This is a genomic window from Streptomyces sp. AM 4-1-1, from assembly GCF_029167625.1.
In the GTDB taxonomy this organism is placed as follows: Bacteria; Actinomycetota; Actinomycetes; order Streptomycetales; family Streptomycetaceae; genus Streptomyces.
This window is the reverse complement of the sequence record NZ_CP119145.1, coordinates 3,699,167-3,711,686: the sequence shown is the minus strand read 5'-3', so window position 1 is coordinate 3,711,686 and position 12,520 is coordinate 3,699,167. Positions and strand designations below refer to the sequence as shown.

General features: G+C 70.4%; 16 protein-coding genes. 7 read left to right on the top strand and 9 right to left on the bottom strand.

What is annotated here, in order from left to right; all coding sequences use genetic code 11:
- Window positions 1-34: 34 nt before the first annotated feature.
- Window positions 35-481 (top strand): hypothetical protein, encoded by a 447-nt coding sequence (locus tag PZB75_RS15935; protein WP_275535963.1) that lies wholly within the window; start codon window positions 35-37, stop codon window positions 479-481.
- A 410-nt stretch (window positions 482-891) separates the two neighbouring features.
- On the opposite strand, the gene PZB75_RS15930 is transcribed toward PZB75_RS15935, so the two are convergent.
- Both PZB75_RS15930 and PZB75_RS15925 read right to left on the bottom strand, forming a co-directional pair.
- Window positions 892-1,473: an ATP-binding protein gene (locus PZB75_RS15930; RefSeq protein WP_275535962.1), complete on the bottom strand. Its 582-nt coding sequence runs from the start codon at window positions 1,471-1,473 to the stop codon at window positions 892-894.
- A 2-nt stretch (window positions 1,474-1,475) separates the two neighbouring features.
- Window positions 1,476-1,790 (bottom strand): recombinase family protein, encoded by a 315-nt coding sequence (locus PZB75_RS15925; RefSeq protein ID WP_275535961.1) that lies wholly within the window; start codon window positions 1,788-1,790, stop codon window positions 1,476-1,478.
- Between the two features lie 215 nt (window positions 1,791-2,005).
- Between PZB75_RS15925 and PZB75_RS15920 the strand changes: the two genes are divergently transcribed.
- The gene (locus PZB75_RS15920; RefSeq protein ID WP_275535960.1) at window positions 2,006-2,890 is read left to right on the top strand and encodes a helix-turn-helix transcriptional regulator; all 885 of its coding nucleotides are present in this window, start codon (window positions 2,006-2,008) and stop codon (window positions 2,888-2,890) included.
- Window positions 2,887-3,096, top strand: a complete 210-nt coding sequence (locus PZB75_RS15915) for a DUF397 domain-containing protein (protein WP_275535959.1) — start codon at window positions 2,887-2,889, stop codon at window positions 3,094-3,096. Before PZB75_RS15920 ends, PZB75_RS15915 begins: the two co-directional genes overlap by 4 nt.
- 159 nt (window positions 3,097-3,255) lie before the next feature.
- Here PZB75_RS15915 and tgmC read toward each other — a convergent pair whose 3' ends face one another.
- Window positions 3,256-4,392 (bottom strand): ATP-grasp peptide maturase system methyltransferase, encoded by a 1,137-nt coding sequence (tgmC, locus tag PZB75_RS15910; protein ID WP_275535958.1) that lies wholly within the window; start codon window positions 4,390-4,392, stop codon window positions 3,256-3,258.
- Window positions 4,382-4,588: a hypothetical protein gene (locus PZB75_RS15905; protein WP_275535957.1), complete on the bottom strand. Its 207-nt coding sequence runs from the start codon at window positions 4,586-4,588 to the stop codon at window positions 4,382-4,384. The genes tgmC and PZB75_RS15905 overlap by 11 nt, the downstream gene beginning before the upstream one ends.
- Before the next feature lie 208 nt (window positions 4,589-4,796).
- On the opposite strand from PZB75_RS15905, the gene PZB75_RS15895 reads away from it, so the two are divergent.
- Window positions 4,797-5,006: a DUF397 domain-containing protein gene (locus tag PZB75_RS15895; RefSeq protein ID WP_275535956.1), complete on the top strand. Its 210-nt coding sequence runs from the start codon at window positions 4,797-4,799 to the stop codon at window positions 5,004-5,006.
- A 91-nt stretch (window positions 5,007-5,097) separates the two neighbouring features.
- Here the strand turns inward: PZB75_RS15895 and PZB75_RS15890 are convergent, their stop codons facing one another.
- The gene (locus tag PZB75_RS15890) at window positions 5,098-5,397 is read right to left on the bottom strand and encodes a hypothetical protein (protein WP_275535955.1); all 300 of its coding nucleotides are present in this window, start codon (window positions 5,395-5,397) and stop codon (window positions 5,098-5,100) included.
- Between the two features lie 190 nt (window positions 5,398-5,587).
- On the opposite strand from PZB75_RS15890, the gene PZB75_RS15885 reads away from it, so the two are divergent.
- Together PZB75_RS15885 and PZB75_RS15880 are read left to right on the top strand one after the other, a co-directional pair.
- Window positions 5,588-6,058 carry a TrkA C-terminal domain-containing protein gene (locus tag PZB75_RS15885; RefSeq protein ID WP_275535954.1) on the top strand — a complete coding sequence of 157 codons (471 nt, stop codon included), beginning with the start codon at window positions 5,588-5,590 and terminating at the stop codon, window positions 6,056-6,058.
- A gap of 2 nt (window positions 6,059-6,060) precedes the next feature.
- Window positions 6,061-7,320 (top strand): cation:proton antiporter, encoded by a 1,260-nt coding sequence (locus PZB75_RS15880; protein ID WP_275535953.1) that lies wholly within the window; start codon window positions 6,061-6,063, stop codon window positions 7,318-7,320.
- 96 nt (window positions 7,321-7,416) lie between these two features.
- On the opposite strand, the gene PZB75_RS15875 is transcribed toward PZB75_RS15880, so the two are convergent.
- From PZB75_RS15875 to PZB75_RS15865, 3 genes are all read right to left on the bottom strand, one after another.
- A complete protein-coding gene (locus PZB75_RS15875) occupies window positions 7,417-7,995 on the bottom strand; it encodes a MarR family winged helix-turn-helix transcriptional regulator (protein ID WP_275535952.1) in 579 nt (192 codons plus the stop codon).
- Window positions 7,996-8,117: 122 nt separating this feature from the next.
- Window positions 8,118-9,119, bottom strand: a complete 1,002-nt coding sequence (locus PZB75_RS15870; protein WP_275535951.1) for a M56 family metallopeptidase — start codon at window positions 9,117-9,119, stop codon at window positions 8,118-8,120.
- Window positions 9,120-9,129: 10 nt separating this feature from the next.
- Window positions 9,130-9,501: a BlaI/MecI/CopY family transcriptional regulator gene (locus PZB75_RS15865; RefSeq protein WP_275538728.1), complete on the bottom strand. Its 372-nt coding sequence runs from the start codon at window positions 9,499-9,501 to the stop codon at window positions 9,130-9,132.
- A 559-nt stretch (window positions 9,502-10,060) separates the two neighbouring features.
- Here PZB75_RS15865 and PZB75_RS15860 point away from each other — a divergent pair.
- Window positions 10,061-10,516, top strand: coding sequence for a TerB family tellurite resistance protein (locus PZB75_RS15860; RefSeq protein WP_275535950.1), 456 nt, complete (start codon window positions 10,061-10,063; stop codon window positions 10,514-10,516).
- A 380-nt stretch (window positions 10,517-10,896) separates the two neighbouring features.
- Here PZB75_RS15860 and PZB75_RS15855 read toward each other — a convergent pair whose 3' ends face one another.
- The gene (locus tag PZB75_RS15855) at window positions 10,897-12,465 is read right to left on the bottom strand and encodes an MFS transporter (RefSeq protein WP_275535949.1); all 1,569 of its coding nucleotides are present in this window, start codon (window positions 12,463-12,465) and stop codon (window positions 10,897-10,899) included.
- Between the last annotated feature and the right edge of the window lie 55 nt (window positions 12,466-12,520).

Below are 12,520 nucleotides of genomic sequence, written 5' to 3'. Positions count from 1 at the left end.
CGCCTGTGTCAGTGCCGGGTGCGAGGATCACCGCATGGTGATGTGCGACTACTTCTCGGCCCCCGACGACGACGCCGCTGTGCGCGTGCTCGACGAGCCCGGCGGTCCGGATTCCGCCGGATTCGATGTGGTGCCACTCAAGGGCATCGATCCGGTCGTCGTGATGGCCCGGCTCGAAGCGATTCTGACCGGCTGCACCTATGACGAGGCGTCCGGGCGTCCCCGTTCCGGCCAGTTGCTCTCCTCGCCCGACGCCGAGAGCGCCTTCGTCGTCAGTGTGTCCGACACTCTTCAGGAGGCGCTGGCCTCGGCGACGCATGCTTCCCTGGCCGAGGCCGCCGGGCCGTGGGCCGGGACCGATGAGCTGCGGCAGCCCTGGTTCACCGTCGACGCCGCGACCGAGGTGCTGGACCTGCTCTCCGGACTGGCCCGGCGCGCACATGCGGAGAGACGCCGCCTGTACTGCTGGTGGGCCCTCTGACCTGGGGGCGGTGGGGCCTGGGGTGGCGGTGGGGCCTGGGGCTTTTCGTTTGGGTCGGGCCGGATCAGGGAGCGGGCTCCGCTGCCGTGCGTCGCGAGGCGGAAGAGGGAGTCGTGGCGGAGCCGTGCCGACCGACGACACCGCCGCGAGGTGCGGTGCCGAAGCCCGCGAGCCCGGCCTGACCCGAACGAACGGCCCTGAGCGTGGTGGGGGTGCGGAGGCGTCCCTCGGTACGGGGACCAGGACCGATCAGAGGCGGCCACGGCGCATGACCGAGCAGCACGGGCTCAGCCGGGGAGTTCGCCCCGGCCACCGGTCGATCCGGTCCGGTCCGGTCGATCCGATCCGGTCCGGTCGATTTGATCCCGTCCGGCCGGTCTGGCCGGCCCGCGCGTGGTGGCCGTAGCCGACTACCAAGGTTCCGCGTCCGGCCCCACGTCCGACCCCGCGTCCGGCTCTGCCGCCCCACCACCGCCCGGAGGCAGCCCACCGGGCCGACCCACCGGACACGGCGAGGGAACCGTCGCGCGTACCGGCAGTTCCGCCCACGTCACCTTGCCGCCCGCACTGCGACAGCTCCCCCAACTCGTCGCCAGCCGCTGGACGATGAAGAGGCCACGCCCGTTCTCCGACTCGTCGTCGGCAGCCCTGAGCACGGGAAGTTCGTCGGACTCGTCCCACACCTCGATGACCACCCGGCCCCGCAGCCCGACCAGGCGCACGGTGACGAGGTCGCCGCCCTCACGCCCGTCCCGGGTCGGCCGTCCGGCCGGCGTGCCGGTCACGGTGACGGCGTTGGCCGCGGTGACGGCGTTGGTCACCAACTCGGACGCGATCAGGAGCACATCGTCCTCGACAGGAGCCGTCCGCCACTTTGACAGGGCGAACCGGAGGAAGTGACGCGACGCCGACACCGCGGTGTGTGCGGCGGGCAGCGACAGCTGATCGAGGAAGCACACGCTCCGCGGCCCGTACGGAGGTTCGTCAGCCATGGTCAGCACTCGTCCAGGCTGATGATGTCGGCGTCGGCGGCGCAGGACAGATGGAGCGTCATGGCGTCCTGGAGGGACCGGTTGAGGGCCAACTCCCGGTAGGAGGTCACGATCACATGCCGCGCCCGCGCCTGTCTGACGACATCGACCATCTCCGTGAACACCGTCTGCGCACCTGAGACGTACTCGTGGAACACCACCGCCAGCTGAAACCCGTTGGCCTCCGCGTAGGCGCTCATGGCGTCCTGCTTCCGCGCCGCCTCCTCATCACTCATGTCGTCGTTGACACGCATGTATCCGAAGATCAGTGGAGTCATCAGCCGCCCTCGCTCACCGTGGCGCGATCACGTTGTGTGTCCGCCAGGACCCTCTGAGTCAGCGAGTGAAGCACCATAAGAGCTGCAAATGCAAGACTACATTTACAATTCTTCGACGCGTAGTTGTCGAATTTTTGTACGGCATTGCGAGCCGTAAGTTATGGCGCTTACATTTCGGATATGAGTCGTATCCGCATTGCAGGAGGGTCAGGCACATGACTGAGACGACAACCGGTTCGACCGTCCCCCGCAGACAACTCGGCCGTCATCTGCGCGATCTGCGTAATCAGGCTCGAATCACCGTCCGGGCGGCAGCGAAACACCTGGAATGGTCGGAGCCCAAGATCTGGCGCATCGAGACGGGCCAGACGTCCCTCCGCAGCCTCGACGTCGAGGCCATGTGCAGGGTGTACGGAGCGCCCGGCGAGCTGACTCAGGCGCTGATGGGCCTCGCGAAGGAGACGAAGGGCCGGGGCTGGTGGCACTCGTACGGTGATGTGATTCCGGAGGGCTTCGACCTGTACATCGGGCTGGAAGAGGCCGCGCAGCAGTTGTCCTGGTACGAGAGTGAGCTTGTGCCCGGTCTGCTTCAAACCGCTGACTACGCGCGTACGTTGATCCAGGCGGACAACCCGGGCGTCGACGACGAAGAGATCCAGCGCCGCGTACATGTCCGCATCCAACGACAGACGTTGCTGACGCGCGCCACAGCCGCGCCCAAGGTCGACGTGGCACTGAACGAGGCAGTGCTACGCCGGCCCGTGGGCGGTGACAAAGTCATGGTGAACCAGCTCGAACGGCTGGTTCACTTGAACAACCTGGACAACGTATCCATCCGCGTCGTGCCGTTCTCCGCCGGTCTGCACGCCGGAATCATGTCCGGGCCGTTCGTCACCATGCGCTTCCCGAGCACCGGTGACGGACGGAACACCGAACCGCCCACTGTCTATGTGGAGGGCTTCACCGGAGCGCTCTACCTCGACAAACCCAACGAGATCGAACGCTACGACGTAGCGTTCACATCCATCCGGGGCTCTGCGCTTGACGAAGCGGGCAGCACGAGCCTCCTCAAGCAAGCAGCGAGGGAGCTGAGCAAGTGAACAGTGCCGACCTGACACACGCGGCCTGGCGCAAGAGCAGCCGCAGCAACGGACAGGCGAACTGCGTCGAAACCGCTGCCCTGCCCGACGGCGATCACGCGGTCCGCGACAGCAAGAGGAAGAGCGGACCTGTACTGCGCTTCCCGGCGTCGGGGTGGGAGGCGTTCATCGACGGAACGAAGAACGGCTCGTTCGACACGCTGTAGAACTGCGGGCCGCACGCCCGTCCACGACAGATACGCCCGCCCAGGACGGCTGCTGGTCGGGCGTGTCTGCCCGTGAGGCCGAGCTGTATCGCGCCGCGCGTCCGGGAGCCCCGCCCCGGTCGGTCCCGTCCACAGCTCCACCGACGGCGTATGCGGCTGTCAGACGGGGAGCTGCCAGTTCGGGCCCTCCGGTGAGCCGATCCACACCGTCTGCTCGAAGGGCGTGGCGGTCATGCCGAACTGTGTCAGATCCGGCGCTCCCGCGTCCTGCCAGAGAAGAAGGGCCCCTTCCACCTGGTCCCAGAGGTGCAGTGGTCCATGCTGGTGCACGGACCATCCCCCGTCGTCAGGTTCGGTCCACGCCTGTGAGCCGGTCGCGACGTCGCGGAGGATGATGCCGGAGCCGGTGGTCATCAGCTCGGCGGAGGGCGCCGCGAGCTGGGCGACGAAGCGCCCCGCCCACTCCTCCAGCAGCCCAGGGTCCAGACGCGCGCGACGGGTGTCGCCGTCCTGCCGGAAGAAGACCGGGCGCGGCGGGCGTTCGTGCGGACGGGCCAGCATGTACGTGATGGTGTCGTCGGTGAACCGGCCGTGGGCGGTGCCCTCGTCGTCGAGGGCGAGTCGAATCAACCCTGCGGCCAGCATCCATCCGCAGATGGTGGTGGTGATCGATCCACCGTCGTTGAGTTGCCAGAACCAAGAGTGCGGGATGTACCGCACCGAGCAGGTGGCGATGATCGCGTCGTAGTCGGCGTGCTCCCTGCACCCCAGGAGGCCGTCTCCGACGGCGAGCGTCGGTGTGTACCCGGCATTGCCCAGGTGAGCGGCGGCGCTCGCCGCGAGGTCGGCGTCGTACTCGATGCTGACGATGTTCTCGGACCCGAGCCGATGGCACAGGACCGCGGTGGAGTACCCGGTGCCGGTGCCCACTTCGAGGATTCTCCGGCCTGGCCGCAGCTCTGCCACCTGGGCGGTGCGCACCACCAGAGAGGGCAGGGTGGCCGACGAAGTGGGGCTTCCGGAGACCGGACCCGTAGAATTGGCGGCGTCCTTCTCCTCGACCTGGGTGACCCACGTCCGGTCGGAGTGAACCATCCGCAGCCACTCCTCCTCCCCGACCTCCGCCCGGTGGACGGGCTCCCACCCCGCTCCGGCGGGGCGGAAGGCGGCGGAGCCGAGGAACAGCTCCCTGGGAACAGCCGCGACGGCGTCGCGCCATCCGGGATCGAGCGTGGGAGTGGCGGCGTCGACCTCCTGGGCCAGGGCGAGGCGCAGCGCGGCGGGGTCAGCGGGCACGGTGCTCTCCTCCGTGGTGGAGCTGGTCGGCGACGGCGGAGACGATCCTGCCCGTGATCGGTTCGGGAAACCAGGCGAACTGCCCGTTCGGGTTGCACTCGTACAGCCAGATCCGGCCGTCTCGGTCGATGCCGAAATCGAAGGCTCCGAAGACGAGGCCGAAGGCGTTCAGGTACTGCCGCACGCTCTTGACCACGTGTGCCGGGGTGTCGATGAGCGAGTACGACAGGTCGTCGTAGTGCCGTCAAGTGCCAGGATCATGAGGGCTTCACCGGAGCGCTCTACCTCGACAAACCCAACGAGATCGAACGCTACGACGTAGCGTTCACATCCATCCGGGGCTCTGCGCTTGACGAAGCGGGCAGCACGAGCCTCCTCAAGCAAGCAGCGAGGGAGCTGAGCAAGTGAACAGTGCCGACCTGACACACGCGGCCTGGCGCAAGAGCAGCCGCAGCAACGGTGACGCCAACTGCGTCGAAACCGCTGCCCTGCCCGACGGCGATCACGCGGTCCGCGACAGCAAGAGGAAGAGCGGACCCGTACTGCGCTTCCCGGCGTCGGGGTGGGAGGCGTTCATCGACGGAACGAAGAACGGCTCGTTCGACACGCTGTAGAACTGCGGGCCCGGAACGACTATGTGGGTCCCGCAAGTCCTTGAGCGGGACTGAGCGGGGCCCACATCGCAGTCATCGTTCCTTCCTGCACTCACTCGTCCTCCGCTTGGGGCATGAGCACGCTTCCGTGGCCCGGAGCCGTCTCGACGAACTCCGGCAGGAACTCCTGCACGCCCTTCTGGGGGAGGAAGCGCACCCAGGGGAATGCCTCAGGGAAGGCACGGGTCAGTGGTTCTACCGCTGCCGGGCTCTCCTGGAGGAGAGCGACGAACATTCTGGTGGTCGAGTCGACGACCTGGACGGCCTGGTCGACTCGGGCCGCGGTGGTCAGATACAGGTCCTCCTCGCCGCGCCTGTGCAGCAGGATGCCGCGGCGGGCGTTGTCCTGCATGCGCGCGACGGTCTGCCCACGTCCAGACCAGGAGGGCTTCCGGGGCCGCCCCCGGCAGCCGGGTCCCCCGCCCTCGTCCACCTCTGGTGTCCTGGCCCCCGCAAGCCCCGATTCACCCCGTTAAGGTAATGACGGTCTAAAGAGATCACCAAGAACGTCGTCGCGTCGTCGCGCCTCTCGGGAGGAAGCCATGGGAACCCGTCACACATCGCTGCCAGGAGTCGGTGCGCAGTACGACTTCACCACCGAGTCCGGGCAGCACATCTCCGTGGTCGTCCATCACGACGGGCGGCGCTTCATCGGGTTCTACGACCAGGACGACCCAGATTCGTGCCGGTTGTCGGTGGAACTGACGACCGGGGAAGCCACCGCACTCTCGCATCTCATCGATGCCGCGCCCATCGACGCCGTACGGACCGAGGGCATCGACCTCGTCACCGAACACCTCCCCGTCGGGACGCGCTCGCCGTACGGCGGGCGGCTGCTCGGGGACACGAAGGCGCGTACCCGGACCGGGGCCTCGATCGTGGCCGTGCTGCGCACCCACAGCGCGCATCCGTCGCCCGGACCGGACTTCCGGCTGGCCATCGGGGACACGCTCGTCGTCGTCGGTACTCGCGAGGGCGTTGATGCGCTCTCAGACATCATCGCGGAGGGCTGACCGTGCACGACACGACAGCATTGCTGGTGGAGCTGGGCTCCGTCATCCTGGGGCTCGGCATCATCGGACGGTTCGCCGGGCGGGTGGGGCTCTCGCCGATCCCGCTCTATCTGCTGGCCGGTCTGGCCTTCGGCCAGGGCGGGCTGCTGCCGCTCGGGGCGAGTGAGGAGTTCACCGCCGTCGGCGCCGAGATCGGCGTCATCCTGCTGCTGCTCCTGCTCGGGCTGGAGTACAGCGCCTCCGAGCTGGTCACCAGTCTCAAGACGCAGTACCCGTCCGGCGCCGTCGACTTCGTGCTCAACGCCACTCCCGGCGCGGTCGCCGCGCTGCTCCTCGGCTGGGGGCCCGTCGGAGCCGTCGCGCTCGCCGGGGTCACCTGGATCTCGTCGTCCGGTGTGATCGCCAAGGTCCTCGCCGACCTCGGACGCCTCGGCAACCGCGAGACGCCCGTCATCCTCGGTGTCCTCGTCATCGAGGACCTGTCGATGGCCGTCTATCTGCCCCTGCTCACCGCGATGCTCGCCGGCGTCGGCCTCGCGGGTGGCAGCATCGCGCTCCTCGTCGCGCTCGGGACCGTCGGATTCGTCCTCTACCTGGCGCTGCGCCACGGGCGGCTCATCAGCCGCGCCGTCTCCTCCGACAACCCCGAGATGCTGCTCCTCGTCGTCCTCGGACTGACCGTCCTGGTCGCCGGGGTGGCGCAGGAGTTGCAGGTCTCCGCGGCCGTCGGGGCGTTCCTCGTCGGCATAGCGCTCTCCGGGGAGGTCGCCGAGGGCGCGCGCAAGCTGCTGACGCCGTTGCGCGACCTGTTCGCGGCCGTGTTCTTCGTCTTCTTCGGGCTCTCGACCAATCCGGCCGAGATCCCGCCCGTACTCCTGCCGGCCCTGCTGCTGGCCGCCGTGACCGTCCTCACCAAGATCGCCACCGGGTGGTACGCCGCCCGGCGCGCCGGAATCGGTGCGCGCGGGCGTTGGCGGGCGGGCGGAACGCTCGTCGCCCGTGGTGAGTTCTCGATCGTCATCGCCGGTCTCGCCGTGGCCACCGAGCCGCGTATCGGGCCCATCGCCACCGCGTACGTGCTCATCCTCGTCATCGTCGGCCCGCTCACCGCGCGCTGGACCCAGCCCGTCGTCGCCAAGATCCTGGCCCTGCGCGGCAAGGAGATCGAGAGCGTGCCGGTGAGCGCGGTGTCCCTGCCCGGGGCCCGTAAGCCGTCCGAGCACGAGGACATGACACCCGAACGCGCGGGGCCCGCCGACTGAGACGGCGGGCGGCGGGGCGGCGGCGGGGCGGTCGGTCGCCGGATCAGGCCGGGGCGGGGGCCGGACGGGCGGTCGCCGGCCGGAGTGGCGGGGGCTTCAGTCGCCCCGGCGGGCGGGTGGGTCGGACGTCCAGCCCAGGGGGTACGCCTCCGGGCCCTCCCCCGGTACGGATGTCCCCGTGCCCACAGCCGAGCCCGCCGCCGTGAACGCCGTCAACGCCTCGACCAAGGCGGTCCGTCGGTCCGGAGCGAGCCGTTCGACGATCGCGGCGATCTCCCGACGGCGGGCCGCCGTCACGTCGTCGACGAGCGTGGACCCCTCCGGGGTCACCCTGAGCACCGTCTCCCGGCGGTTGCCCGGGTTGGTCCGTCGCTCGGCGAGGCCCGCCGCGATCAGCCGGTCCAGCATCCGCATCGCCGTCGACGGGTTCACCCCCAGCCGTTCGGCGAGCACCACCAGCTTGGCGTCCCCGTGCGAGGCGAGCACCACCAGCAGCCGGAACTGGGGCAACGTCACCCGGTCCTCCACCGCCGTCAGCGAGCGGGCGGAGATCGCGACGAGCAGCCTCGACGCGGTCAGTACGGCATGCGTCACGGCGTCCACGTCGTCCCGGGGGGCGTCCGCCCCCGGTCCGGGTGGCTCGTCCGCCGGGACTGCCTGCTCCTGCTCGGCCATGCCTCTTTGTACCGCTCCCGTGGGTGGGTATCGAATCGGGGCCGGAGGGGAGAGGGCGGGGAGCGGGGGAAAGAAGGGGGAAGAGGGGAAGAGGGGAAGAGGGGAAGAGGGGGAAGCGGCGGTCAGAGCCGGGTGACCCCGTGCAGAATCCGTACCAGCGCCACCATCGCGTTCAGCGACGACAGCGCCGAGGCCGTCGCCCCCACCGTCGCCGTCAACGCGGCGAGGCCCACCTGCGCCGTGGACGGTGGCCAGAGCCTGAGCGGTGGGGCCGGGTCCAGCAGGGCCGCGACCCGGCGCGGGATCGGGCCGACCGACGCGAACGCGCCGTACGCCCCGGACGGCGTCGGTACGGGCGCCGGGTGGTGCGCCCGGTGCGCGGAAAGCGCCCCCTTGCCGACCGCCCGCGCCACCACCCGCCGGTCACCGACCGCGCGCGCCGCCTCCTCGTCCGCCCATCGCTCCGTGCTGAACGCCACCGCCGTGCGCAGCGGCAGCAGCAGCGGATGCGCGCGCGCCGCGAGCTGCGCCGCCAGCAGATAGCGATGGTGACGGCCCGTCAGATGGGCGCGTTCATGGGCGAGGAGCGCCGCGCGTTCGCGGGCGTCCAGGCACTCCAGCATCGCGGTCGAGACCACCACCCGGCCGCCGTGCGCGGCTCCTCGCCATCCGGGCCGCCCCCGCCGTCCTCGCCGCCCCGGCAGCGCGTACGCGTACGGCTCCGGCGACGGCACCACCGCCGTCCCGTCCCCCTCGCCGCTCTCGCCTACCAGCGCGTTCGTCAACCGTGCGCGGGTGCGCGCGTGCCGCCAGAGCGCGCCCGCGCACGCCGTGACCACCGCCGCCAGCACCCCGATCGCCACGATCCCCGCCTTCTCCTCGTACGGCACCGCCGCCAGCACCTCGGGGTCCGCCCAGCCGTCCGGCAGCGGGTTCCCGGGCAACTGGGCCGTGCCCACCACCATCAGCAGGGCCAGGCACAGGGTGCTGCACAGTGCGAGCGTGGCGCCGACGAAGACCAGCAGACGGGTCGCGCCGCGCGGGTGCAGACGCTGTTCGGCGAGCCGGGCGATCGGCAGGGCGGTGAGCGGCAGCACGAGCGGCAGGTAGACGAAGACGCCCATCGGTCAGTTCTCAGCCTTCCGCGGTACGGGGGTCGTGGCCGGGATCGTCGGGTGCGGCGGCCTGGGCGAGCAGCGCGCGCAGCCGTTCCTCGTCACCGGGGGAGAGCGCCGAGACGAACCGTGCGAGGACCGCGTCCCGGTCGCGTTCGCCGTCGAGGACCCGGCGCATCCGGAGCGCGGCGAGACCGGCCTCGTCGGACGCGGAGGTCCAGGCGTAGGAGCGGCCCTGCCGGGTGCGGGTCACGGCCTTCTTCGCGTGGAGGCGGGAGAGGATCGTGATCACGGTGGTGTAGGCGAGGCCGCCGTCGAGGTGCTTCTGCACCCAACCGGCCGTCGCGGGACCCTCGGCGGACCTGAGCACCCCGAGGACCTGCGCCTCCAACTGACCGTGCCCGCGCCGTTCCCCGGGCCCCGAGCGCTCGGCGGAGCCGGGCCGCTCGCCGGGCCCCGAGTGCTCGCCGGGCCCCGAGTGCCCGCCGGGCCCGGAGCGCGCATCGGGCCCGGAGCGCTCACCGTGACCGATCCCCTCACGGCGACCGGCTTCCTCACCGTGACCGGCCCCCTCACCGTTCCCACAGCGCTCGCCGTGACCGGACGCGGGAAGTGGCGAGTCCCGGTCGGTGAGCGCGGGAGGTGGAAGTGGCGAGTCCCGGTCGGGCGGCGCGGGCGGTCCGTCGGCGGCGGCGGCCACGCGCGGGGGCACTTTGCCGGGGGCCCGAGCGTTGTCCCGGTTGTGGCTGTAACCGGCCATGTCCATCGTGGTGCCTGCCCTTCCGCGGTACCGCGGCCGCGGCGTGGCGGCGCCCCGGCACTGCCCTCGCCGCATCCTACTGAGCCTCGGGTTTCCGGGCGCGGTGGGCGACCGGCCTGTTAGCTTCTACACGACTGTAGAGTTTGAACCCGTTCCGGCAACTCCCGGCAACGCAACATATGGAGACGTCATGGCCCTGTGGGATCGGATCAAGGAATCCGCGTCGTCGATGCAGTCCCAGCTGGAGGCGAAGAAGAACGACCTCAAGAGCGGGGCGTTCCGTGACGCGAGCATGGCCATGTGTGCCCTGGTCGCCGCCGCCGACGGTTCCGTCGACCCGTCGGAGCGGCAGCGCGTCGCCTCCCTGATCGCCTCCAACGAGGTGCTGAAGAACTTCCCCGCCGACGACCTGCAGCGTCGTTTCAACGACTACGTGAACAAGCTCACCGCCGACTTCGCGTTCGGCAAGGTCAGCGTGCTCCAGGAGATCGGCAAGGCGAAGAAGAAGCCGGCCGAGGCGCGTGCCGTCATCCAGATCGGCATCGTCATCGGTGGCGCCGACGGTCACTTCGACAAGGACGAGCAGGGCGTCGTACGGGAGGCGTGCTACGCGCTCGACCTCCCGCCGCACGAGTTCGACCTGTAGCGGAACCGGACGCCTCCCGGAGGGAAACCGGCCGACCGGAGACGGACCGGCCCGCCCCGCCGGAGGACCGGGCGCCCTGCGCAAGGGCCCCATGACCGCCGGGTGACCGCGGTCCGATCGACCACCGGACCGCGCCCGGCGCGGCCGGGGGTGCGTCACCCCCCCTCGCACCCCCGGCCACCCCATCCGTCGACCCGCCCGCTCACGCATACGGACGGGCTCAGAAATCGCGCGTATGCGCGTATGCACCTATGCACGGGGCACGTCTCACGCGTACGGACGGACCCGCGTCTCACGCGTACCTACGGGCGCAGGGCTCGCGCCCCGTGGACACATACGGGCCCGAGGCGCTCACGCGCGTACCGGTTACGGGGCGGCCCTCAGGCCCGTACCGGTTCCGGCTCCTCCGGCACGTGCGTCCGGGGCCTGCCCGCGCGGAACAGCGCCCCCGTGACCAGCATCCCCAGCGCGAAGAACGCCGCCGACCACCAGTACGCCGTCGAGTAGCTCTCCAACTGGGACTGGGCCACCGCGGCCCGGGTCGGTCTGCGGCCCGTCAGATAGTTCGCCGCCGCCGTCGTCGCGAGCGTGTTGAGCAGCGCCGTACCGATCGACCCGCCCACCTGCTGCATGGTGTTGACCGTCGCGGAGGCCACACCCGCGTCGTGCGTCGCGACCCCGGCGGTCGCCGTGTTGATCGCCGGAGCGAAGACCAGACCGAGCCCGAAGCCGAGGACGAGCAGCGGCGGCAGCACATGGCCGGGGTAGGTGCTGTTCAGGTCCAGACGTGTCATCCACGCCATGCCGAGTCCGGCGATGCCCATGCCGACCGGCACGATCGGTTTCGGACCGAGCCGGGGCAGCATGAAGTTCGTCGTCGTCACCGACATCGTCACCATCACGGCGACCATCGGCAGGAACGCGAGACCGGTGCGGATCGGCGAGTACAGCAGGCTCTGCTGGAGGTAGTACGTCAGGAACAGGAACACCCCGAACATGCCCGCGCCGGAGATGAACATCGCGATGAACGACGCGCCCCTGTCCCGGTCCAGCGGCACCCTCGGCGGCAGCAGGGGGTGCGCGGCCCGGGTCTGCCACCAGCCGAACGCCGCGACCAGCACCGCCCCCGCGATCAGGAAGATCCAGGTGTCGGGCGAGCTCCAGGAGTGCTGCTCGGCGTTGGAGAACCCGTACACGACGCAGAACAGTCCCACGGAGACCAGCACCGCGCCGGGGACGTCGAGCTTCGGCCGGTCGACGGGGCGTCCCGACCGCAGCAGCCGGACCCCGCCGACGAAGGCGAGGACGGCGAACAGCAGGTTGACGTACAGGCACCAGCGCCAGTCCAGGTACTCGGTGAGCAGACCGCCGAGCAGCAGCCCCACCGCGCCGCCCGTGCCCGCGATCGCGCCGTAGATGCCGAACGCCTTCCCGCGTTCCCTGGGCACGGTGAACGTCGTGGTCAGGACCGAGAGCGCGGCCGGTGCGAGCAGCGCGGCGAACATCCCCTGAAGGGCGCGGGCGGCCACCAGGACCTCGAAGCTCGGGGCGCCACCGCCGACCGCCGAGGCCAACGCGAAGCCGACGAGCCCGGTCAGGAAGACCACCTTGCGGCCCACCAGGTCGGCGATCCGGCCGCCGAACAGCAGCAGCGAACCGAAGGCGAGGGCGTACGCCGTCACGATCCACTGACGGTTCCCGTCGTTGAAACCGAGATCCTTCTGGGCGGACGGCAGGGCGATATTCACGATGGTCGCGTCCAGCACAACCATCAGCTGGGCGAGCCCGACCACGCCCAGCACCAGCCAGCGGTGCGGGGACGGCGGCTCGGGGGCGGCCGTGGACGACACCGCGTCGGGGGCGGCCGGGGGCGGCGCGGCGTCGGCGCCCCCACCCGCCGAGGCCCCATCTCGCGCGTCACGACGCGCAGGACGTGAGTGACGGGCCATGGTCCGGGTCTCCCTCATCCTCGATTGGACACCCGATACGTCCGGATGCGTCCAG

Excerpts from the sequence above, each read along its gene's own strand:
- PZB75_RS15935 (WP_275535963.1), top strand. The coding sequence starts at position 35 with ATGGTGATGTGCGACTACTTCTCGGCCCCCGACGACGACGCCGCTGTG.
- PZB75_RS15930 (WP_275535962.1), bottom strand. The coding sequence starts at position 1,473 with ATGGCTGACGAACCTCCGTACGGGCCGCGGAGCGTGTGCTTCCTCGAT.
- PZB75_RS15925 (WP_275535961.1), bottom strand. The coding sequence starts at position 1,790 with ATGACTCCACTGATCTTCGGATACATGCGTGTCAACGACGACATGAGT.
- PZB75_RS15920 (WP_275535960.1), top strand. The coding sequence starts at position 2,006 with ATGACTGAGACGACAACCGGTTCGACCGTCCCCCGCAGACAACTCGGC.
- PZB75_RS15890 (WP_275535955.1), bottom strand. The coding sequence starts at position 5,397 with ATGCAGGACAACGCCCGCCGCGGCATCCTGCTGCACAGGCGCGGCGAG.
- PZB75_RS15885 (WP_275535954.1), top strand. The coding sequence starts at position 5,588 with ATGGGAACCCGTCACACATCGCTGCCAGGAGTCGGTGCGCAGTACGAC.
- PZB75_RS15875 (WP_275535952.1), bottom strand. The coding sequence starts at position 7,995 with ATGGCCGAGCAGGAGCAGGCAGTCCCGGCGGACGAGCCACCCGGACCG.
- PZB75_RS15870 (WP_275535951.1), bottom strand. The coding sequence starts at position 9,119 with ATGGGCGTCTTCGTCTACCTGCCGCTCGTGCTGCCGCTCACCGCCCTG.
- PZB75_RS15860 (WP_275535950.1), top strand. The coding sequence starts at position 10,061 with ATGGCCCTGTGGGATCGGATCAAGGAATCCGCGTCGTCGATGCAGTCC.
- PZB75_RS15855 (WP_275535949.1), bottom strand. The coding sequence starts at position 12,465 with ATGGCCCGTCACTCACGTCCTGCGCGTCGTGACGCGCGAGATGGGGCC.